This is a genomic window from Silvanigrella aquatica, assembly GCF_001907975.1.
GTDB lineage: Bacteria > Bdellovibrionota_B > Oligoflexia > Silvanigrellales > Silvanigrellaceae > Silvanigrella > Silvanigrella aquatica.
Map to the genome: position 1 here is coordinate 1,642,416 of NZ_CP017834.1, position 21,386 is coordinate 1,663,801.

The 21,386-nt window shown below is 34.2% G+C and carries 17 protein-coding genes and 1 pseudogene; 15 read left to right on the plus strand and 3 right to left on the minus strand.

Features of this window, described 5'->3' with window-relative positions; all coding sequences use genetic code 11:
* Positions 1-113 precede the first annotated feature (113 nt).
* From AXG55_RS06805 to AXG55_RS06855, 11 genes and pseudogenes are all read left to right on the plus strand, one after another.
* Positions 114-407: pseudogene (locus tag AXG55_RS06805) on the plus strand (pyridoxine 5'-phosphate synthase); the annotation flags it as partial.
* 58 nt (positions 408-465) lie between these two features.
* A complete protein-coding gene (locus tag AXG55_RS06810; RefSeq protein ID WP_148697379.1) occupies positions 466-2,073 on the plus strand; it encodes a carboxyl transferase domain-containing protein in 1,608 nt (535 codons plus the stop codon).
* Between the two features lie 32 nt (positions 2,074-2,105).
* Positions 2,106-4,010 (plus strand): acyclic terpene utilization AtuA family protein, encoded by a 1,905-nt coding sequence (locus AXG55_RS06815; RefSeq protein WP_148697380.1) that lies wholly within the window; start codon positions 2,106-2,108, stop codon positions 4,008-4,010.
* Positions 4,007-4,831: an enoyl-CoA hydratase-related protein gene (locus AXG55_RS06820; protein WP_148697381.1), complete on the plus strand. Its 825-nt coding sequence runs from the start codon at positions 4,007-4,009 to the stop codon at positions 4,829-4,831. The genes AXG55_RS06815 and AXG55_RS06820 overlap by 4 nt, the downstream gene beginning before the upstream one ends.
* Entirely contained in the window at positions 4,828-6,855 is a 2,028-nt protein-coding gene (locus AXG55_RS06825; protein ID WP_148697382.1) for an acetyl/propionyl/methylcrotonyl-CoA carboxylase subunit alpha, read from the plus strand. Before AXG55_RS06820 ends, AXG55_RS06825 begins: the two co-directional genes overlap by 4 nt.
* 93 nt (positions 6,856-6,948) lie before the next feature.
* Positions 6,949-8,100 carry an acyl-CoA dehydrogenase family protein gene (locus AXG55_RS06830; protein WP_148697383.1) on the plus strand — a complete coding sequence of 384 codons (1,152 nt, stop codon included), beginning with the start codon at positions 6,949-6,951 and terminating at the stop codon, positions 8,098-8,100.
* 114 nt (positions 8,101-8,214) lie between these two features.
* A complete protein-coding gene (locus AXG55_RS06835; protein WP_233231437.1) occupies positions 8,215-9,135 on the plus strand; it encodes a metallophosphoesterase in 921 nt (306 codons plus the stop codon).
* A gap of 25 nt (positions 9,136-9,160) precedes the next feature.
* Entirely contained in the window at positions 9,161-11,020 is a 1,860-nt protein-coding gene (locus tag AXG55_RS06840) for an acyl-CoA synthetase family protein (RefSeq protein WP_148697385.1), read from the plus strand.
* A gap of 83 nt (positions 11,021-11,103) precedes the next feature.
* Positions 11,104-13,170 carry a PrkA family serine protein kinase gene (locus tag AXG55_RS06845; protein ID WP_148697386.1) on the plus strand — a complete coding sequence of 689 codons (2,067 nt, stop codon included), beginning with the start codon at positions 11,104-11,106 and terminating at the stop codon, positions 13,168-13,170.
* 76 nt (positions 13,171-13,246) lie between these two features.
* Positions 13,247-14,350, plus strand: a complete 1,104-nt coding sequence (locus tag AXG55_RS06850; RefSeq protein ID WP_148697387.1) for a DUF444 family protein — start codon at positions 13,247-13,249, stop codon at positions 14,348-14,350.
* 2 nt (positions 14,351-14,352) lie between these two features.
* The gene (locus AXG55_RS06855) at positions 14,353-15,891 is read left to right on the plus strand and encodes a SpoVR family protein (protein WP_233231438.1); all 1,539 of its coding nucleotides are present in this window, start codon (positions 14,353-14,355) and stop codon (positions 15,889-15,891) included.
* Between the two features lie 38 nt (positions 15,892-15,929).
* Here the strand turns inward: AXG55_RS06855 and AXG55_RS06860 are convergent, their stop codons facing one another.
* Complete coding sequence (locus tag AXG55_RS06860) at positions 15,930-16,313, minus strand: response regulator (RefSeq protein WP_148697388.1); 384 nt, start codon at positions 16,311-16,313, stop codon at positions 15,930-15,932.
* A 232-nt stretch (positions 16,314-16,545) separates the two neighbouring features.
* Here AXG55_RS06860 and AXG55_RS06865 point away from each other — a divergent pair, with 232 nt between their 5' ends.
* The 4 genes from AXG55_RS06865 to AXG55_RS14835 all read left to right on the plus strand — a co-directional run bounded on the left by AXG55_RS06865 (position 16,546) and on the right by AXG55_RS14835 (position 19,773).
* Positions 16,546-17,274, plus strand: a complete 729-nt coding sequence (locus tag AXG55_RS06865; RefSeq protein WP_148697389.1) for a DUF2652 domain-containing protein — start codon at positions 16,546-16,548, stop codon at positions 17,272-17,274.
* Positions 17,275-17,434: 160 nt separating this feature from the next.
* On the plus strand, positions 17,435-19,036 hold the full coding sequence (locus tag AXG55_RS06870; RefSeq protein ID WP_148697390.1) for an ABC-F family ATP-binding cassette domain-containing protein: 1,602 nt from the start codon (positions 17,435-17,437) through the stop codon (positions 19,034-19,036).
* Positions 19,037-19,128: 92 nt separating this feature from the next.
* Positions 19,129-19,512, plus strand: a complete 384-nt coding sequence (locus AXG55_RS06875; RefSeq protein ID WP_148697391.1) for a hypothetical protein — start codon at positions 19,129-19,131, stop codon at positions 19,510-19,512.
* A 99-nt stretch (positions 19,513-19,611) separates the two neighbouring features.
* Positions 19,612-19,773 (plus strand): hypothetical protein, encoded by a 162-nt coding sequence (locus AXG55_RS14835; RefSeq protein WP_233231439.1) that lies wholly within the window; start codon positions 19,612-19,614, stop codon positions 19,771-19,773.
* A 384-nt stretch (positions 19,774-20,157) separates the two neighbouring features.
* Here AXG55_RS14835 and AXG55_RS06885 read toward each other — a convergent pair whose 3' ends face one another.
* Together AXG55_RS06885 and AXG55_RS06890 are read right to left on the minus strand one after the other, a co-directional pair.
* On the minus strand, positions 20,158-20,598 hold the full coding sequence (locus AXG55_RS06885; RefSeq protein ID WP_148697392.1) for a DUF2147 domain-containing protein: 441 nt from the start codon (positions 20,596-20,598) through the stop codon (positions 20,158-20,160).
* A 43-nt stretch (positions 20,599-20,641) separates the two neighbouring features.
* A complete protein-coding gene (locus AXG55_RS06890) occupies positions 20,642-21,337 on the minus strand; it encodes a PilZ domain-containing protein (protein WP_148697393.1) in 696 nt (231 codons plus the stop codon).
* Positions 21,338-21,386: the final 49 nt, after the last annotated feature.

The following is a 21,386-nucleotide window of genomic DNA, read 5'->3' on the forward strand; positions in this document are numbered from 1 at the left end:
TTTTTGATCTTAATTTGGGCAGTCCATAATTTGCATGAAGATCCTTTTTAAGTGTAATAATTCAAGGTGATTTTTTTTGTTGGTTACAAACAATGAGAAAGGGGATATTTTTTATGGCAACAGGGGGAGTAAATATTGATCATATTGCAGCACTGCGCCAACAACGCGGGACAAAATATCTCGATCCCATTGATGTGGCTGTTTTAGTGCAACTTACTGGAGCCGATCAAATTTCCGTTCATCTCCGCGAAGATCGTCGCCATATTCAAGATAGAGATGTGCGACTACTTAAAGAAATGTTGCAAATCCCTTTGAATCTCGAAGTGGGTAACACAAAAGAAATGATCGATTTTTCTCTAGCCATTCGGCCAAACATGGTGACACTTGTTCCAGAAAAAAGAGAAGAAAATTAATTTCTAAAAATATTGCATTTAAATTAATTTTAGAAATAAATAAGGAAACAGAATGACTTTTATCAAAAGCCAAATTTCGTTACACTCCGAAGAGTTTAAACAGAATTATAATTATAATCAGGAAATTTGTAATAAATTAACAGAACTACAAAATACAATTCGTATGGGTGGTGGGGAAAAAGCAAGAGAAAGGCATCAAAGTCAATCTAAAATGCTAGTTCGAGATAGAATTAAAAGCCTTTGTGATGCAGGATCTCCTTTTCTCGAAGTGGGGATGCTCGCTGCTCACGAAGTTTATGAAGATTCTGTTCCTAGCGCCGGAGTTGTTGCAGGAGTAGCACAAGTTTCTGGTAAATTGTGCATGATAATTGGCAATGATGCTACTGTGAAAGGGGGAACATATTACCCTTTAACAGTGAAAAAGCATTTGCGTGCCCAAGAAATTGCCTTAGAAAACAAGTTACCTTGTATTTATCTTGTGGATAGCGGCGGCGCTTATTTACCTATGCAGTCGGAAGTCTTTCCCGATAAGGAGCATTTTGGAAGGATTTTTTATAATCAGGCCATGATGAGTGCGCAAGGAATTCCGCAAATATCTGCTGTTATGGGATCGTGCACGGCAGGTGGTGCTTATGTTCCTGCCATGAGCGATCAAACCATCATTGTAAACAAAACGGGAACTATCTTTTTAGGTGGCCCGCCTCTTGTAAAAGCGGCTACAGGAGAAGATGTGACAGCAGAATATTTAGGTGGAGCTAAAGTCCATACCGAATTGAGTGGTGTTGCCGATCATTTTGCTGAAGATGATTCACATGCTATTTATATTTTAAAAAATATTATTGAAAATTTAGGTTATCGTAAGCAAGCTTATATTGAAAAAAGATCATATGAAGAGCCCAGTTATGATCCTTCCGAAATATTAGGATTATGGCCTCGCGATTTAAGAAGACAAATTGATATTAAAGAAATTATTGCACGCCTTGTAGATGGCAGTCGTTTTTTTGAATTTAAAGAACGTTATGCAAAGACCATTGTCACAGGATTTGCCACAATTGAAGGAATTTCTTGCGGTATTATAGCTAACAATGGTGTGTTATTTAGTGAAAGCGCACTTAAGGTAACGCATTTTATTGAAATCTGTGTCAAAGAAAAAATTCCTATTGTTTTCTTGCAAAATATTACAGGATTTATGGTTGGTTCCCAATATGAACGTGCAGGAATTGCAAAAGATGGTGCTAAAATGGTGCATGCTGTGGCAACAGCTAAAGTACCAAAAATCACTTTTTTACTAGGTGGTTCTTATGGTGCTGGGAATTATGGAATGTGTGGTAGAGCTTATTCTCCGCGATTTTTATGGACTTGGCCTTCGAGTCGTATATCTGTAATGGGTGGCGAACAAGCGGCACAAGTTATGGTAACAGTTAAAAAAGATCAGATGGCGCGTGAACAAAAAGAATTAACCAATTTACAAATTGAAGAAATTGCCAATCCGATTCGCTTAAAATATGAAAAAGAAGGCCATCCTTATTTTGCTTCAGCCAGGTTATGGGATGATGGTGTCATCGATATGCGCGTCACGCGTTCTGTAATTGCAGCAAGTTTAGCAATCGCCTTAAATTCGCCTATTGAAGAAACAAAAACAGGTATTTTTAGAATGTAAAAAATATTCACCTTTTTTTTGGAGAAGCAAAAATGTCAAAAAAAGAGTTTATTCGTATTGCTAATGCTGGTGGATATTGGGGTGATGATCCTTATGCTCTACGCAGACAAGTCTATGGTGAATTAAAGTTAGATTATATATCCATTGATTTTTTAGCAGAAGTAACAATGAGTATTTTGCAAAAACAAAGAGCTAAAGATCCGCAAGCGGGTTATGCGCGCGATTTTATTTTTGCCTTGGAACCTGTATTAGAAGAATGTCTAAAAAGAAAAATTAAAATTATTACAAACGCGGGTGGTGTCAATCCCAGAGCCTGTGCGGAAGCATTATTTTCTTTAGCGCGTAAGAAAAATTTAAATTTAAAAGTTGCCGTGATTGATGGTGATGATATTTACACAGCAATTCCTCAATTAAGAAACAGTGGTATAGATTTTAAAAATATGGAGACAGGAGAAAACTTTGAAAAATACGCAGATAAGGTTTTATGTGCAAATACCTATTTTGGAGCTATGCCTGTTGCCGAATCATTAAAAAATGAACCCGATATTGTTTTGTGCGGCAGAGTAACAGATACGGGTATTACTCTTGGCGCGATGATGCACGAATTTAAATGGAAGCAAGATGAATATGATAAATTAGCTCATGGAATTGTTGCTGGACATATTATTGAATGTGGTGCACAAGCCTCAGGTGGTAATTTTACAGATTGGCAAAAAGTACCCAGTTTTATCGATATTGGATTTCCTATTGTAGAATGCTATCCCGATGGTTCCTTTTATGTCACAAAACATCCTAATACAGGCGGACATATCAGTACCCAAACCATAAGGGAACAGTTACTTTATGAAATGGGAACTCCACAAAGTTATATTACTCCTGATGTTATTGCTGATTTTTCTACAACTCAATTATCTGCAAGTTCTCCAGAAAGAGTAAAAGTTTCTGGAATAAAAGGGCGCAAGCCAACTGATTTATTAAAGGTGAGCATTGCTTATGAAGATGGTTACAAATGCTCTGGTACTTTAATTATTTCAGGTCCTGATGTTCGCTCTAAAGCAGAAATGTTTGCAAAAGTTTTTTGGATACGTCTGCAAAGTGAATTATTAAAAGCAGGATTCTCTGCAACTGTTGATTTTAAAAATACTGAATATGTGGGTGATGATAGTACTCATAAGGGGATGCTTAATAAGCACGATGCTATTGAAATTCTTTTAAAACTGACTGTTCGTGATCACAATAAAGAAAAATTAAATGTATTCCGAAAATTACTGCCCAGTATGATTTTAAGTGGTCCTGCAGGTGTTGCTGTGACAGGAGGAGCTCCAACTATATCAGATGTTGTCAGTTATTGGCCTGCATTAATGCCCCAAGAATATTCACTACCCAATATTCATATTTATGAACAAAAATTGAACGAAGATAAATGTCACCTTGTTTTTGAAAAAGAAAAACTAGAATGGCCAATAACTAAAGGAACATCTTTGGTTGAAAATCCACCATTAGATCCGTGGAGTCCCGCTCTCATTAGTGCCATGTCAACCTCAAGACCCATTCGTGTGTGTTTAATGGAAATTGCTCATGCACGCAGTGGCGATAAAGGAGATACGGTAAATATTGGATTAATTGGAAGAAGTCCAGAATGTTATGTGTGGTTACGTGAAAATATTACGGATGAAAAAGTGAATGATTGGTTTCATAGCCTTTGTAAAGGAAAAGTTCATCGTTACCTTGTTCCTAATTTATGGGCGCTTAATTTTCTTTTAGAAGAATCTTTAGGTGGTGGTGGAACAATGAGCTTGCAGATTGATGCGCAAGGAAAAACATTCAGTCAAGCTTTGTTACGTTGTGAGGTTGATGTTCCTGAAAGTCTTTTAGCTACCATACTTCCTGAAAATAAAGCTTGCGCGGGCGAACTTGTAAGAAGGAATGCAGAATGATTCAAACATTTTTTTCTGGAAAACAAATTCGCGTTGAGAATTTTCAACATGGGGTGAAAAAATTAATATTTTCCCGTTCTGAAATAAGAAATGCCTTTAATGAAGAAATGATCAAAGAAATTTCTACTGTACTTACAAAACTAAGTTCATTACATAATGAAAATGAAATGCGTCTGCTTATTTTAGAAGGTGAAGGAAAAATATTTTGTGCTGGTGCCGACTTGGCTTATATGAAAGATCAATCGCAAAAAAATGAAGCAGAAAATATTGAAGATGCACGTCTTATAGCAAAAATGTTTTATAAATTGGCTTCGTTTCCCTGTCCTGTGATCAGTGTTGTTCAAGGTGCTGCTATTGGTGGCGGATTTGGCTTGGTCGCTTGTTCTGACTATACTTTGGCTGAAGAAAATGCTCAATTTGCAACAAGTGAAGTCCTTCTAGGTATTGTTCCAGGAGTTATAAGTCCTTATATTATTCGTAAAATTGGCGTGGCTCATGCGGCGCCCTTAATGTTATCTGGAAAAAGATCGACGGCACAAGAATGTTTGTCTTCAGGATTTGTGAATAAAGTGACAAAATTAGATGATCTTCAGAGTGAATTAAAAAATATCATTCATAAATATTTAATGGCAGGGCCTCTCGCCGCTCGTAGGACTAAAGAATTAATTTTAAATGCATATCCTTTACCCAATCAACAACAAATTGATTTTACCGTGAAACAAATAGCAGAATCGCGATCAAGTTTGGAAGGCAAAATGGGAATTCAAGCCTTTTTTGAAAAAAATCAACCCTCTTGGTGTGAAGGGGTTATTCCAAAATGAAAAAATTAGTGATTGCAAATCGTGGAGAAATTTCGCGAAGAATATTGAAAGCTGCTAGGCAAAGAGCTTATCAAATTGCTGTAATAGCGACACAGGAAGATTCCGATTCTCTGGTATGCCAAGAAGTAGATTATGTCCTTATTGTTTCCAGTTTTTTAAATGCCAAAGAAATTGTGGAAAAATCATTGCAATGGGGGGCACATTTCATTCACCCTGGTTACGGATTTCTTTCTGAAAATGCAGAGTTTGCAAAGCTTGTGGAGAAATCTGGAATCAAATTTGTGGGGCCTACTTCAGAAAATATGAGAGCCATGGGGAGTAAAGAAGCAGCTAAAAAAAGAGCTCAAAGTTGTTCTGTTCCTACTCTTAATGCTTTACTTTCCCATGATTTAAAAGAAATTCCGACATCAAAATGGGAAAATGAATTAAAAAAGCGCCACATATTTCCTCCTTTTTTAGTCAAAGCAAGTGGTGGGGGTGGGGGACGTGGTATGCGCGTTGTGGAAAATATCTCGGATTTACCTACGGCTATTAAACGTGCTTCCGAAGAGGCAAAAGCTTCCTTTAATGATGGCACTGTGTTTGTCGAGCGTTATTTGGAGACTCCAAAACATATTGAAATACAAGTTTTTGGTGATGGAAAAGGGGGAGGTGTGTTCTTTGGTGAGCGTGAATGTTCCCTGCAGAGACGTCATCAAAAGGTAATTGAAGAAGCTCCTTCTGCGAACATTTCAAAATCGCAACGTGAAAAAATGGGTCAAGCAGCATTAGCGCTTGTTAAAGAAACAAATTATCGTGGTGCTGGTACCTTAGAATTTTTAATGGATGAAAATGGTCATTTTTATTTTCTAGAAATGAATACGCGTCTGCAAGTCGAGCATCCCATAACGGAAAATACTTATGGAATTGATCTTGTTCATGCGCAATTTGATCTTGCCGAAGGGAAATGGCCTGACACTTTTCCTGATCCCAATCAATTTCACCTTTTAGATCCTCAAATGGTTTCTCTGGAAACTCGTATTTTAGCTGAAGATCCAAGAAATCATTTTTTACCGACACCAGGTAAAATTATGGTGTATCGTGAACCCGAGGGAGAAGGAATTCGCGTCGATTCTGGAGTTAGGGAAGGGGCTCGCGTCAATTCTAATTTTGATTCTTTGATTGCAAAACTTATCGTAACAGCTCCTACACGAGCGCAGGCCATTCAAAAACTTTCAACGGCATTAGAAGATTTTGTTATATTGGGATGCACTACGAATATTCCTTTTTTACAATCTATTGTTCGTCACTCTGATTTTTTATGGGGTCATGAGTCTACAAATTGGATTGCAAAAAATCTTGATTCATTAAATTCTTTAGTTATTTCTGATTCTTTATTCAATTTATTTAACAGTTATAAATTTAGAGAGAATTTATCATTGATATTAAAGGGAACACGTAGTAAAACTATGATTCATGATGTGTTTTATAAACAATCGTGTTTTATTCCAAGTGTTACGATTAACAATCAAAATTCTTTCGATGACAATTTTACGATATTTAAATCATCGCAAAATCATAAATTTTATGTTGCTGGTGATTCCATAAATAAAATATTACAACAATCTAAAATAAATCATGATTATTTTTCTCAGTCGTTGAAACAATTCATTTATTCCTCACCTTTCAAAAAAAATGTAAGATTACCATTTCATGCCTGTCGCGTATCGCAAAAAGAAATTCAAATATGCCTGTTTGGAGAATATTTAAGATTAGAATGTCCTTTTTATGCAGCAGGTGCCACGCATAAAAATTTTACAGGCAGTGGCGAAATCTGCGCTCCTATGGCAGGTAAGGTATTTGAAGTTCTTGTTAAAGAAGGGCAAGAAGTTTTAAATGGTCAGGTGCTTTTTATAGTAGAATCTATGAAAATGCAGTTGGAAGTAAAATCGGTAGGCAACGGTAAAGTAACAAAAGTTTTTGTAGAGCAAGGGCAAATTTTATCAGGACTCGATGTCATGGCTATGGTAGTCTTATCTGAATAGAATTTGTTTTTTGTTAATAAGAATGTCAATAAAGACAGGATAAAACAAAACAGTCAGTTAAGAAGTGCTTATTAAATTTGGAAGGAAATAATCATGACGAGTTATCATAGTAATGCACAAGAAATTCGAGAAGTCATTCAAACAGTGAGAGCATTTGCTGCAAAAGAACTTGCTCCTTATGCTGATGAGCTTGACAGAGAAGAACGCTTGGCGCCTGGTATTTTTAGACGCTTGGGCGAATTGGGCATTCTGGGACTCACATGTCCAGAAGAATTTGGCGGTGCAAAATTAGGCGCCGTTTCTGTTGCGGCTGTAATGGAAGAGCTCAGTTATGCCTGTCCAGGAACATGTTTAAGTTACCTTGCGCATTCTTTATTATTTGTACATAACCTTGCACAAAATGGTTCTCCTGAACAATTGGTACGTTATTTACCAAATTGCATCTCGGGAGAAATGGTCGGCGGTATGGCTATGACAGAACCAGGTGCTGGTTCCGATGCTATTGGTCTCACCACAAAAGCCGTAAAAAAAGGCGATCATTACGTTTTAAATGGTTCAAAAATGTTCATTACCAATGGACCTATAGCAGATGTTTTTTTAGTCTATGCGCGCACGGGTGAAGACAGAATGGATCTTTCTACATTTATTGTAGAAAGAGGTTTTGCAGGCTTTTCTGTTGGTAAAAAACTTTCAAAAATGGGCATGCGTGCTAGTCCGACAGGGGAGTTGGTATTTAAAGATTGTATTGTCCCCGCAGAAAATCTTGTGGGAGATGAAGGAAGTTCTGTTAAGCACATGATGAAAAATCTAGACATTGAAAGAGTGGGTTTAGGAGCTATGTCTCTAGGCATAGCGCGTGCCTGTCTTGATCACTCCTTGAAGTACGCCCAGGAGCGTCAACAATTCTCCGAGAACATTATTAACTTTCAGGCGGTTAGTGAGAAAATAGCAAATATGTACATTGGCTATCGTGCGGCTCGCGCTTTTATTTATGAAGCGGCTCAAGTCATTGAAGAAGGACGGAGAGCAAATCAAGAAGCGGCAGCAGCAAAGGTTTACGCATCGGAAATGGCAACAAAAGTAGCATTGGATGCCATTCAAGTTTTAGGAGGTTATGGATATATAAGGGAATTCCCTGTGGAAAGACTTATGAGAGATGCAAAACTCATTGAAATTGGCGGGGGAACCAGTGAAATATTGCGCAGCATTATTGTTAAGGAGTTTGTGCGTAAAAGTGGCAAATAGCGTTATTTTAAATACAAACTTTTATTGAAAGTTCTTAAGCATAAGCCTACAATCTTCTTCAGGGAGTTAGGTTATGCGTGACTGTGGCTTCTCGCTTTATTTGGGAGTATGAGATTGCAGGATAGTTCAAATAACCTAATTATAAAAAGTCTACCTCCCTCAACGGATAGGTTACCACTTTTTATTGTCGGTGATGTGCATGGTTGCGCGCGCGAGCTGGTTGAACTTATTGAAACAGCAAAAAAACATATTCCAAAATTTCAACTGATGCTCGTGGGTGATTTATTCACAAAAGGCCCCGATCCCGTGGGTGTTTTTGAAGTTATTCAAGAATATTCTGCGCTTTGCATCAAGGGTAATCACGATTGGGCGCTTTGGTCTACCATCCAACAAGCGCAAAAAAGAAGCTTTCATTCTCTTGCAGAGCATACAAAGCAAACTTTACACTTAATTCGTTATCATAAAAGAGCCATTTTTGACTTACTTTGTTCGTTACCACACGCCTTTGTAACAACAGTTGTTTCTCAATTAAAAAGAAGTGAATGGGAAACAGAATATCCTCTTATCGTAGTTCATGCCGGACTTGATGCCACTAAAGGATTATTAGGAACAACGGAACGCATGTTACTTACAGCGCGTTACGTAAGATGGGATGCAAAAGGAAATGAAAAAAAACTTATCGTTGTTCCTGCAGGGTACCGTTCTGAAATATTAAATCAATCTATCTCTGCTTTTGCACAAAAATCGGCAACTAGCCTTGAAAAAGAACGATTTCGCTGGCACGAATTGCACAACGGTCCTGCTTTAATTGTCTTTGGGCACGATGCAAAGCAAGGCCTTTTTAGAAAAACTTTACCATCTGGCAGACCCATTTGCGTAGGCATAGATACTGGGTGTACATATGGAAATAGTCTTACAGGATATTTTCCAGAGGTAGATTTAGCAATACAAGTAAGATCCCAAAGAAAATATTTTGATATTAAAAAAAATGTTATTCTGCTCAAACCGCATCACTCAAGACTAGCTGTGGTGTGATATGATTTAGATTGGATTTCTTTATATGAATGATAAAGATTCTGTTACCTTGTCTGCCGTCCCTAATCAAACTCAAAATCAAATGTTCAAAGGATCTGAAGCATTCTTCGATTTATTACTGAAACAATCTGCAAAAATAAATTATGTAACAATTCGGACTTATTGCCATGGTGCTTGGCACCAATTATCGGGAAAAGATTTTTGCGCTCACATTGGTCGTGCTACAGAATATTGGATTAAACTACTTCCCTTAGAGCAACGCCAACATGGACAAAGTATTATTTTAATTGGAAGAAATTCTTACAATTCATTTGTTGCCATGCTTGGTGCCGTCTTGGCTGGACTTGATGTCATGTGCGCTCCCTCACAAATGTCAAAAAGTGATCTCAAATGGTGTTTGAATTATTTTAAGGGAGTTGCTATTGCGTCGGACATAGATGAACTTGCTAATCAGCTTGATGGCTTTTCTGTTCCGGTTCTTAATATTTCATCAGCCGCCTGGATGCCTCAAGACAAACATCCAGAATCACCGCTTTTAAGTATTTACAGAGAATATAAAATTCAAAATACTCCTGTTGTTCCTGCAAAATTAAATACAGAACATCAAAGTAAACATAATGTAAGAGAACAATATAAAGTTACAAATCCTACTATTCCTGAAGATTCACCTTGGCGAGATGTCAAACCGGGACGTTTTGCCTTTGTTTCCTTTGGTCATGATGGATTTCAAAAGCCCGAAATTTTAATGCTCGATGCGCTTATTATTACAGCTCAAAATTTTTTAATTCATGCGGAATTTCCAAAACAAATATTTTGGAAAAGTATGGAACTCATGATGCCAAGCAATCCTTTTGCGCATCTCAGTCGTTATTGTGCCATGCTAAAAAATGGTATCATTGGTTTTCCAAATCCAAATGCCGATTGGGAAACGAATTTAAGAATATTGCGACCGAGTTTTTTGTTTGCAAGTTCTTTAGAAATGGATCAACTTTGTTCCTTTATCGATCTTGTTGCCAAACGCTCTGTGCGCAATCCTAGATTTCAATTAAGTGAAAAAATAGAAAAAATTCAGACTCTTTTAGCATCAAATCGTGCCATGAAAATACCAGAAGGGGCGTTTGATATTATGAAGAGGTCGTTACGAAAAGCCTCTCGAATTATTTCGGGTCAATCTTTTTTACAAGAAGCTGTAGAAGATCTTCGATTTATCGTGCACGGTCTTGCTCCTGCTCAAGAATCTTACGTCAAATGCTTAGAAAAACTAGGCATACCTGTTTTAGAATCCTATGGAACAACACATGCAGCGGGTATGTTATCGAGTAATTTATTTCATGCAGCGCATTTTAAAGTCATTGGAACTCCTCTCCCTCATGTCAATTTTAGATTAGGCGCACATTCTACTTTAGAATATCGCTTATCAACTCCTGCATTTGAAAATGCAGGAAAATGGGAAGAGACGGGTGATGTAGCACAAATGACTCCCTTTGGATTTATTATCACAGGTAGAAAACGTCACTTATTTGTAACGTTAGGTGGCACTGTTGTTTCTCCCGTGCGTCTTGAACAATTATTAAAAGAAGATGAAATTATTTCTGATGCCTGTGTTATTGGTGATAAAATGCCTTATCTTTCTGCTCTTATTGTTTTAAATCATAATGCTCTGGCGGACTATCGTGCATCTCCTGATAGAATAAGGGAACAAGTTCAAGAAATTATAAATAAGGTAAATGAGTCATTGCCTCGAAATGTGACATTAAAAAAATTTTCAATTCTTGATAAACCTTTTACAGAAGCCAGTGGCGAAAAATTAACCAATGGAGAAATTAATAGATTGAAAATACAAGAAACAAGAGCAAATCTTATTAGTTCTCTATATCAATTGTAAATCATTTTGACTTTAGTTTGCGACCAACTTTTTTTTGAGATATTCTAAATTGTATAAATTCCCTCACTCTCTTTGGAGGTCTCATGCAACTGCATACTGAAAAAGTTTTCGAGCTTGTAAAGGAAGTATATAGTCCATCACTTTTTAATGAGTTAAATTGGTCGGGAAGTTATTCAGATTATATAGCAATGGTGGAAAAAAATCCGAAACTTTGCCGCACCGCATTTCAAAGAATTTATGATATTATTATGCACTATGGTTCTTATGAATATGTTGAACATAAAAAGAAATTAGTTCATTATAAATTTTTTGATGATCCTTTGAATAATGGAAAAGATGCTGTTTTTGGCCTTGATGTCCACATTTCAAAATTGGTTAATTTTTTTAAAGCAGCTTCGTTACGTTACGGTCCTGAAAAAAGAGTTTTGTTACTTCATGGTCCTGTTGGAAGTGCAAAATCTACAATTGCAAGATTGCTAAAAAAAGGTGTGGAGTGGTATTCGCATCAAACTGAAGGAGCTTTGTACACTTTTGAATGGATCAATTTGCATGACAAACTTAAAATGGAAGACACCATGCCGTGTCCCATCCACGAAGAGCCTTTGCAAATGATTCCTGAAGAAGCGCGTGGCAAAGTTTTAAGTTTATTAAATAAAGGCAAACATTTTCAAGATCGCATTCATATTGAAGGTGGATTATGCCCTGCGTGTCGTTATGTTTATAATGAACTTATGCGTCAATATAATGGAGACTGGGAGAAACTAACTCGCAATCATATTAATGTAAAAAGATTGTTACTTTCAGAAAAAGACAGAATTGGAATTGGCACTTTTCAGCCTAAAGATGAAAAAAATCAGGACTCCACAGAACTTACTGGTGATTTAAATTATCGTAAAATTGCGGAATACGGATCGGACTCCGATCCTCGTGCCTTTAACTTTGATGGTGAATTTAATATTGCCAATCGTGGTATTGTTGAATTTGTGGAAATGTTAAAACTCGATGTCGCGTTCCTTTACGATCTTTTAGGAGCTTCGCAGGAACATAAAATCAAACCTAAAAAGTTTGCACAAACAGATATTGATGAAGTGATTATTGGACACACAAATGAACCAGAATATCGTAAATTGCAAAATAACGAATTTATGGAAGCTTTACGCGATAGAACTGTGAAAATTGATGTTCCTTATATTACGAAATTAAAAGAAGAAGTAAAAATATATAGAAAAGATTTTAATCCTGAAACCGTTCCGCATATTCATATTGCACCCCATACTATTGAAACCGCGGCGATGTGGGGTATTTTAACAAGGTTAGAAGAGCCTAAAAAAGCAAATTTAACTGTTATGCAAAAAATGAAATTATATGATGGAAAAACCCTTTCAGGTTATACGGAAGATAATATTAAAGAGTTGCGTAAAGACGCATTACGCGAAGGTCTCGATGGAATTTCTCCGCGTTATATTCAAGATAAATTATCAAATTCATTAGTTGAAGATCGTGGCAATGGTTGTATTAATCCTTTTATTGTTCTCAATGAATTAGAAGGGGGATTAAAAAATCACAGTTTAATTCGCGATGAGGAAACAAAAAAGCGTTATCGTGAACTTCTTGCCGTTGTAAAACAAGAATATGAAGATATTGTTAAAAATGAAGTGCAACGCGCAATTTCTGCAGATGAAGAAGCCATTGCGAAATTATGTGGTAACTATATAGATAACGTAAAAGCTTATACTCAAAAAGAAAGAGTTCGTAACAAATATACAGGAATGAGTGAAGAGCCGGACGAGCGCTTGATGAGAAGTATTGAAGAAAAAATTGATATTCCTGAAAGTCGTAAAGATGATTTCCGTCGTGAAATAATGAATTACATTGGTGCTCTTGCCTTAGAAGGTAAAATATTTGATTATAAAACCAATGAACGACTTCATAAAGCACTGGAATTAAAACTTTTTGAAGATCAAAAAGACACTATTAAGTTAACAAGTCTCGTCAGTAACGTTGTCGATAAAGAAACACAAGCAAAAATTGATGTGGTTAAAAATCGCCTCATCAAAAATTATGGTTATTGTGATATTTGTTCCACAGACGCTTTGCATTTTGTGGCAAGTATTTTTGCCCGCGGCGATGTGAAAAGAAATTTAAATTAACAGGATGTTAATTTTTTTATAAGTTTTCCTAATTTTGAATTTGCATTATATCTTCTGATAAGGAAGGGTTCATCAAATGAAAATGGAAACCGATGTCAACCGCTTCAGGAAAATCGTAAGAGGAAAAATTAAAGACAATTTAAAACGGTTTATTTCTTCTGGTGAACTCATTGGAAGGCAAGGGAATAAACAGGTTTCTATTCCTCTCCCAAGGATTGATCTTCCTCGTTTTGAATTTGGTGGAAACCAGCAGCGGGGTGTAGGGCAAGGTGATGGAGAGCCTGGTGATGCTATCAATCAGGGGCAACCACAGCCAGGTGAGGGTGAAGCGGGACAAAACCCCGGTGAGCACAGCATGGAAGTGGATGTAAGCTTGGATGAACTTGCCGGTATTTTGGGTGAAGAATTAGGTCTTCCTCGGATTGAAGACAAAGGTAAAAAAAATATCACTCAGAAAAAATATAAATATCAGGGTGTGTTACGTAATGGCCCCGAAAGTTTACGTAACTTTAAACGAACCTACAAAGAAGCATTAAAAAGACAAATCAGTGTAGGTGATTACACGGATGATAAACCTGTCATTATTCCTATTAAAGAAGACAAACGTTACAGAAGTTTTCGCATTGAAGAAAAACCTGAGGCTAGTGCCGCCATTATTTACATGATGGATGTTTCGGGCTCCATGGGAGATGAGCAAAAGGAAATCGTACGTTTGACATCATTTTGGTTAAATGCCTGGTTAAAACATAATTACGATAATTTAGACACTCGATTTATTATTCATGATGCCATTGCCAGAGAAGTTGATGAGCATACTTTTTATCATACGAAAGAATCCGGTGGTACTTTAATTAGTAGCGCTTATAAATTATGCGAAAAAATAATAATGGAAAGTTATCCCATTGCAGAATGGAATATTTATTTATTTCATTTTTCTGATGGGGATAACTGGAGTGGCAATGATACCAATGAATGCATGAATTTACTCGATAATTTTTTATTGCCAAGCAGTAATTTATTTTCCTATGGTCAAGTTGAAAGCCGCTATGGCAGTGGGCAATTTTTAAAAGATTTAGAAAAACACTATGGTGAACAAAACGAAAAAGTCATTATTCATCAAATAAAAGATCGCGATGGAATTATGAATGCCTTGCGTTCCTTTTTAGGAAAGGGGAAATAATTATGGTTATGGATCCTCGTCTTACCAGTGAATTAACCCCCGAATTAAAAGATATCGTTTCAGAAATTGAAAGTCATGCGCGTAATTTAGGTTTGGATTTTTTTCCGACCATATTCGAAATGGTAGATTATCAGCAGATGAGTGAAATTGCCGCTTATGGAGGATTTCCTACCCGCTATCCCCACTGGCGTTTTGGCATGGAATATGAGCGCATTGCAAAAAGCTATGAATACGGTTTATCGCTTATTTATGAAATGGTTATTAATAATGATCCTTGTTATGCCTATTTATTAAGAAGCAATTCCATTGTTGATCAAAAAACAGTTATTGCACACGTTTATGGACACTGTGATTTTTTCAAAAATAACTATTGTTTTTCACATACCAATAGAAAAATGTTAGATGAAATGGCCAATCATGGCAGTCGTGTCAGACGCTATATCGAAGAAGTAGGTCACGATGAAGTGGAAAGTTTTATTGATATTTGTTTATCACTTGAAAATTTAATAGATCAACACGGACCTCATATCCGAAGAGAATACAAACCAAAAGATAAAGACAATTATGATGAAAGTTTAGTCTCTCCTGATAAACTTCCCGTGCCTAAATTGCCTTCTCTACGCGGCTATATGGAAGGTTACATTAACCCCGACAGTTACGTTAAAGAGCAACAAGCGAAAGTAATATTAGAAAAAGAAAAAGAAAAGAAATTTCCAGAAAGTTCTATCCGGGATGTCTTAAAATTTTTACTTGATTTTGCACCATTAAACTCTTGGCAACGAGATGTGCTTTCTATTGTTAGGGAAGAAGCTTATTACTTTGCACCTCAGGGACAAACAAAAATTATGAATGAAGGCTGGGCTGTCTATTGGCATTCCAAAATCCTCACACAACTTGTTTTAAAAGATTCTGAAGTCATTGACTACTGTGATCACTATGCTGGTGTTGTACAAATGTCGGGGCAAAGATTAAATCCCTATAAATTGGGGGTTGAAATGATGAGACACATTGAAAAACGCTGGAATAAAGGACAATTCGGTTTAGAATATACTTTGTGTGATGATCCCCAAGTCAGAAGAAATTGGAATAAAAATACAAATAAAGGCATGGAAAAACTTTTTGAAATTAGAAAATACCATAATGACATTACTTTTCTAGATGAATTTTTAGACGAAGATTTTTGCGAAGATGCGCAATTGTTTACTTGGGTGCAAGACAGAAGATCAGGTCAAGCTATCATTCATGATCGCGATTTTAAAACGATCAAGCGTGATTTATTAGATTCTATGACTAATTTTGGTCAACCTATTATTGATGTTGTAGATGGAAATTATAGAAATCGTGGTGAATTGCTGTTACGTCATAAGCATCAAGGGAAGGATTTAAAAATAGATTGGGCTGTTGAGACCTTAAAAAATATTTTTAAAATTTGGAATAGACCCGTAAATATTGCGACAATCATTGAATCTGAAGGTAAAGTCATTCATTATGATGGGGCTGAGCCGCGTATTGAAAAAGGAATTAATATCGAATCGTATTAACTCTTATTTTTCTTTTTATAATAGGGAGATATGTAATCTTAAAAAGATTTCTCATTAATTAATTTTGTTATTCTATCCTTAAACTCTTCTATTTGGAATGGTTTGATAATATAGCCATCGGCTTTTAGGCTCATTCCTTGCATGATATATTTTTTATCTTTAATCGAAGTAAAAAATACGATTTTAAATTTTCTTTTTGGAAAACGATCTTTTATGCTGTGCATGACTGAAAAGCCATTTTTTTCAGGCATATAAATATCCAATAAAATAATAGATAAATCATGTATATTTGCTAATATTTGAGGAATGAGATCGTCAGGCTTTTTTAAACATATAACCTTTAATTCAATGGATTCTAAAACTTTTTTTGTGATTAAATGAATTTCATCGGTATCATCTAAAACAATGACAGTATTTGGCATAATTCACCATATTTTAATTTATGATAAAACTCTTATTATATGATATAAAATTTTCAATTGATTAAATTGAAAAAGATAATAAAATGACACTTATTTATAAAAATATCGAGTTCTAATCTGAATTTCTTGAAAAAAGTATTGAGTTTGTCAAGATACTGACACATATAGATTATTTAAATGATAAAATAACTATAAATTTAGATTGATTTTAACATAAAAATTATTGGAAATTATGAATTATTTTGAATCTCTCTATAAAACACCTCTTGAAAAAGAGGCTTTTCTCTTTTTCGCCGACATCAGCGGTTATACGCAGTATGTGAAAATTCACAGTCGTACTTGGTCTCATGGGCAATTTATCATATCAGAACTTTTAAATGCGGTTATAGAAGAATTAAATGAACCTTTAAAAATTGCAAAATTAGAAGGTGATGCGATTTTTTTCTATTTACTTCAAGATATCAATATAAATACTGAATTTATTAAAAAAAAATTAATGCTACTATTTGAATCTTTCAAGCAAAAAAAACAGAATCTTCATTCTGTTACTATGTGCAGCTGTCCATGCTGTTCCTCGATTCAGACATTAAAACTCAAACTGATTGTACATTCAGGTAAAATTTTAACCTATGATATTAAAGGTTATCAAGAGGTTTCAGGATTAGATGTAATCACATTACACAGATTATCAAAAAATAAAGTGAATCAAAAAGAATATCTTTTATTAACAGAACAGGCGTTTTCAAAAATTTTATTTGAAGGAGAAATCACATTTGTTACTGGAAAAGAAAAATATGATGAAATTGGTGAGATTAAAACCTATGTACATTTTCCTAATAGTGAAGGCGAACTTCAGGAAAAAAAAACAATTTCCTTTATTTTTAAGTTCATTTTTGAAGTTAAGATGATTTTTATTACTTTTATAATAAGAATAAAATCCTATTTTAAAAAAAAACGTTGAAAACTCTTGATTTTTCTTAAAAAATAATTTATCGCTAATTTTCTTAGACTTGTTAACTCATCTTCAAGGGTGCCATGAATATTTAAAAACTCTTCTCTCATTTTTCAAAAACCGTAATCTTGAATAACAAAAATATATAAAAAATTTTGGAGTAATATTAATGTCTCCTTCTATCTCAGTACATGATCTTTGTTATGTATTACCTGACAATACCCCATTGCTTAAAAATATAAATTTCAATCTTAGAAATGAAAAAGTAGGAGTCGTTGGTAAAAATGGTATTGGTAAGTCAACTTTATTAAAGCTTCTTGCAAAGGAATTTGAAGCGAAATCAGGATGTATTCAAATTATTGGGAAAGTCTCGTATTTACCTCAGAAATGTATAGATTACTCAGAATATAAATTATCGCAAATATTAAAAATAGATCAAAAAATAGAAGCCTTAAACCGTGCTGAAAAGGGTTGTGCATCTGAAACTGATTTTGTAGTGATAGGAGACGATTGGAATTTTCAATACGAAATCGAAATTATTTTAAATGAATTAGGAATTGCACATCTTCATTTAAATAGAACAGGAAAAAGCTTAAGTGGTGGAGAAATGATTCGTCTTTTATTAGCAAAAGTGATGCTTGAAAAATCAAATATTATACTCTTAGATGAACCAACAAATAATTTAGATGAAGAGTCTAAAAGTCAATTTTTTAATTATTTGGATGCCAAAAATTCTTTATTTGTTATTGTCAGCCACGACCGCCTGCTACTAAATAAAATGGATTCTATAATTGAAATTTCAAATTTAGGATTGAAATACTATAGTGGAAATTATGATTTTTATGTTGAGCAGCGTAGCATAGAAGATAACGCTGTAGCACAAAAAGTTAAAAATGCAGATGAATTATTTAAAAAAATGAAAATTCAAGAGCAAGAATTACAGCAAAATCAGCTTAAAAAAAACTCCCAAGGAAAAGTGAACTCGAAAAAAGAAGGAATGTCTGCTTTAGAAAAAGGCTATAAAAAAGAGATTTCACAAAAAACAACTTCTCATCTTTCTGTTTTACATGAAAAAAAGACAAATTTAGCTTTGTCAGATTTAAAAATTAAAAGCAGTCAAATAAGAGACCATTACAAAATAAAAGTGGATATGGAATTAAGTAAAATTCCTTCAAGAAAAAAAATGATTATTTGTAATGATTTAAACTATAAATATTCAAATAGTAAAAATAAATTGTGGAAAAATAATTTAAATTTTGAAATAATAGGAAGCTCTCGTGTCTCTATTCAAGGTAAAAATGGAGCAGGGAAATCAACATTAATCGATCTGATATTAGGTCGGAAAAATCCACTCGTTGGTGATATCTATTTAGGCTCAAAAAAAATTGCTTATTTGGATCAATGGTGCTCTCTTCTTCAAGAAAATCTTACCATTTTTGAAAATTTAAAGAAATTTGCTCCCGATGAGATGTCAAATCATGAAGTGAGAGTGCGTGCAGGGCGCTTTTTATTTTATGGTGATGATATATTTAAAACTGCAGAAAGTTTAAGTGGTGGAGAACGTTTACGTGCATCATTAGCATGCATTTTTGCAATGACTCATGCTCCTGATATTTTGATTTTAGATGAACCTACAAATAATTTAGATCTTGAATCAATTGCTATTCTTGCTCAAAGTTTAAATGATTATTTCGGTACGCTTATTGTTATTTCACATGATCCTTACTTTTTAAACGAAATTCATATTAAAGAACAAATTTATATTGAATAAAATAGATTATTAAATTATAAATCTCTTAAGTAAGGCAAATTTATTAAGAGTCTTATTTATTCGACAAAAATTTTTATTTATTAGGTGTTTTGATGATTGGACTTAAAAAATTTTTAGGACTATTTGTTTTAATATTTCCATTAAATGCCTTGTCATCATCTTTTCCAACAAAATGGAAAATTATAAATAATACAGATCTAGCTATAGAAATGAAATGTCAATTAGGAAATATAAATCATAATATTGTTCTCAAAACAAATCCAATTCTTCCTCACGCGCAGTATGAATATAATTGGGGACAAAATTTTTATAATGAGGGGCTGGGTTTGAACCCGGGTGTCTGGAACTGTTATATAAAAAAGCCCCAGTCCAAGATGTTTACCCAAGAATTTAAAGCTTTTACAACTGATTGGGGAGAAACTTTGACAATTATTTTAGAAAGCAAAGAAGGAAAAATAACCTTAAAAAAACAATAGCTTATAGTTTTTTTCTATTGATTAATTTGAAAATTCTCAAAAACAAGTGTCAAGATGAGTAAAAGTCTTCCGATAGTTTATTTAAAGGAGGGCTTCGTCATGAGTATGAATCCTAAAGAAGAAAGAATTAAAAGTGAAAAGTACAAACGTGATGGTGCAAAATATGTTTGTACAATTTGCAAATCAAAGCATTTTTCAAAAGAAGACGTAGAAAAATGTTACGATAGCCATCCTATCAAGAAAGAAGCAATGACAAAATAAAAAATTTGTTTTAGATTTCTTAAAAATTGTTTTTTGACAAAATAATTTTTAAGAATTATGATGTCATCGTTTTTATCGGAAAAATTTTCAAATTTAACGCAAAATATTTCAATTTTAGGTAACAAAAAAAACACCACTTGCAAATCCTCATTGATGATTTGCAAGTGGTGTTTTTTTTGGAGCTGTTGTTGCTTTAATTTGGACTCCTTGTGCCGGAACTATTTTAGCAACAGTTATTGTTCAATCTATTTTACAAAAAACATCATTAAGTAGTTTTTTAACCATAATTGCTTTTGCTATTGGTTCAGCTATTCTAATGTATCTTATTGCCCGATTTGGACGGATTCAAGATTGGAAATCTATACTTTTACATTTGGAAACTAATTATTGAGATTTTTTAATTTCAGAACTATTTGCCCTTATTAATATTTCAGTTTTTCCAAATAAAGATATAAAAACGTAGCAATGTAAATGCATTTCATTATCATTATCTTCTAAAATAATATAACATTTATAAGTTTTACCCGAGTGGGGGTCGTAAAATTCACCATTTTTCCAAGTATCTATTCCATTAAATATAAAATCTTTTCCGACTATCAAGCCCAATAAGGGTCTTGCTCGTAATGTTTCATCAGGATTATGGATGTCAGTATAAGGTTTTATAAGCCATGTAAGTTTTGCAAAATAAAAAGAATTTTCTTTATAGACTAGAAATTGAGCGTCTTTTTTATGAGACCAATATGTTCCTAGAATGGAATCGGGCTCGATAGCACAGATTCTTAATGAGAAGAAAAATGATATTATGATCAATATTAAATTTTTCATATGAGTTTATATTCCTAAAAATAATTATTTTTATAATAAATTATTAAAATATACCATATTTTAATGTAATAATATCTTGATCTGTTAAATTTTTGAATTGAAGTCCAAATCCTGTTTTGGTAAGGCGCACAATTTTTCCAAAGCATTTGAAGGTCTCTGAAGTTTTTGGGATAATAAATTCCATTTCAATTTCATGACCTACTTCAGGATTTATTTTTTTATCTTCATCTAATAAATGTGTGCCGTCCACAGAAATATCAGTTGCAAATGTTTCAAATTTCTCATTATTATAGGTTGCAATAAATTTTATATGACATTTAACACGTTCTGCTTTGCGGTATTCGTATTTTGCCAAGTTTTTTATTTCTTGAATTAGATTAGCACTTGTAATAGGTCGCGCAATGTACAAATCAGCATTATTTTGATATGCTGTTTCTTTATTCCCATTTTCATTATAGCTATTAATGACGAGGAATCGCAATCTATTATTGCAGCTTTTTCTTTTTGCATTTTGTATTTCTGATAATCCACGATTGTTTTTAAAACTAAAATTCATTATAACAACATCGAATTTTTCCAGTTCTAACAATTTTTTCATGTCATCGATATTGCCTACGTTTGAAACTATAAAAATATTAGAATGTTGAAGTGCTAAATAATCAGAATATGCTGCTTTAGATTGATCATCAGCAATGAGAATCTTAAATTTACCATAAAAGCTTTCTTCAGAGCCTGCCATGTCATTTCCCAGTATATGTTAATATATTGCTCTTTAAATCGGAAAATTT

Excerpts from the sequence above, each read along its gene's own strand:
- AXG55_RS06810 (WP_148697379.1), top strand. The coding sequence starts at position 466 with ATGACTTTTATCAAAAGCCAAATTTCGTTACACTCCGAAGAGTTTAAA.
- AXG55_RS06815 (WP_148697380.1), top strand. The coding sequence starts at position 2,106 with ATGTCAAAAAAAGAGTTTATTCGTATTGCTAATGCTGGTGGATATTGG.
- AXG55_RS06820 (WP_148697381.1), top strand. The coding sequence starts at position 4,007 with ATGATTCAAACATTTTTTTCTGGAAAACAAATTCGCGTTGAGAATTTT.
- AXG55_RS06825 (WP_148697382.1), top strand. The coding sequence starts at position 4,828 with ATGAAAAAATTAGTGATTGCAAATCGTGGAGAAATTTCGCGAAGAATA.
- AXG55_RS06830 (WP_148697383.1), top strand. The coding sequence starts at position 6,949 with ATGACGAGTTATCATAGTAATGCACAAGAAATTCGAGAAGTCATTCAA.
- AXG55_RS06840 (WP_148697385.1), top strand. The coding sequence starts at position 9,161 with ATGAATGATAAAGATTCTGTTACCTTGTCTGCCGTCCCTAATCAAACT.
- AXG55_RS06845 (WP_148697386.1), top strand. The coding sequence starts at position 11,104 with ATGCAACTGCATACTGAAAAAGTTTTCGAGCTTGTAAAGGAAGTATAT.
- AXG55_RS06850 (WP_148697387.1), top strand. The coding sequence starts at position 13,247 with ATGAAAATGGAAACCGATGTCAACCGCTTCAGGAAAATCGTAAGAGGA.
- AXG55_RS06855 (WP_233231438.1), top strand. The coding sequence starts at position 14,353 with ATGGTTATGGATCCTCGTCTTACCAGTGAATTAACCCCCGAATTAAAA.
- AXG55_RS06860 (WP_148697388.1), bottom strand. The coding sequence starts at position 16,313 with ATGCCAAATACTGTCATTGTTTTAGATGATACCGATGAAATTCATTTA.
- AXG55_RS06865 (WP_148697389.1), top strand. The coding sequence starts at position 16,546 with ATGAATTATTTTGAATCTCTCTATAAAACACCTCTTGAAAAAGAGGCT.
- AXG55_RS06870 (WP_148697390.1), top strand. The coding sequence starts at position 17,435 with ATGTCTCCTTCTATCTCAGTACATGATCTTTGTTATGTATTACCTGAC.
- AXG55_RS06875 (WP_148697391.1), top strand. The coding sequence starts at position 19,129 with ATGATTGGACTTAAAAAATTTTTAGGACTATTTGTTTTAATATTTCCA.
- AXG55_RS14835 (WP_233231439.1), top strand. The coding sequence starts at position 19,612 with ATGAGTATGAATCCTAAAGAAGAAAGAATTAAAAGTGAAAAGTACAAA.
- AXG55_RS06885 (WP_148697392.1), bottom strand. The coding sequence starts at position 20,598 with ATGAAAAATTTAATATTGATCATAATATCATTTTTCTTCTCATTAAGA.
- AXG55_RS06890 (WP_148697393.1), bottom strand. The coding sequence starts at position 21,337 with ATGGCAGGCTCTGAAGAAAGCTTTTATGGTAAATTTAAGATTCTCATT.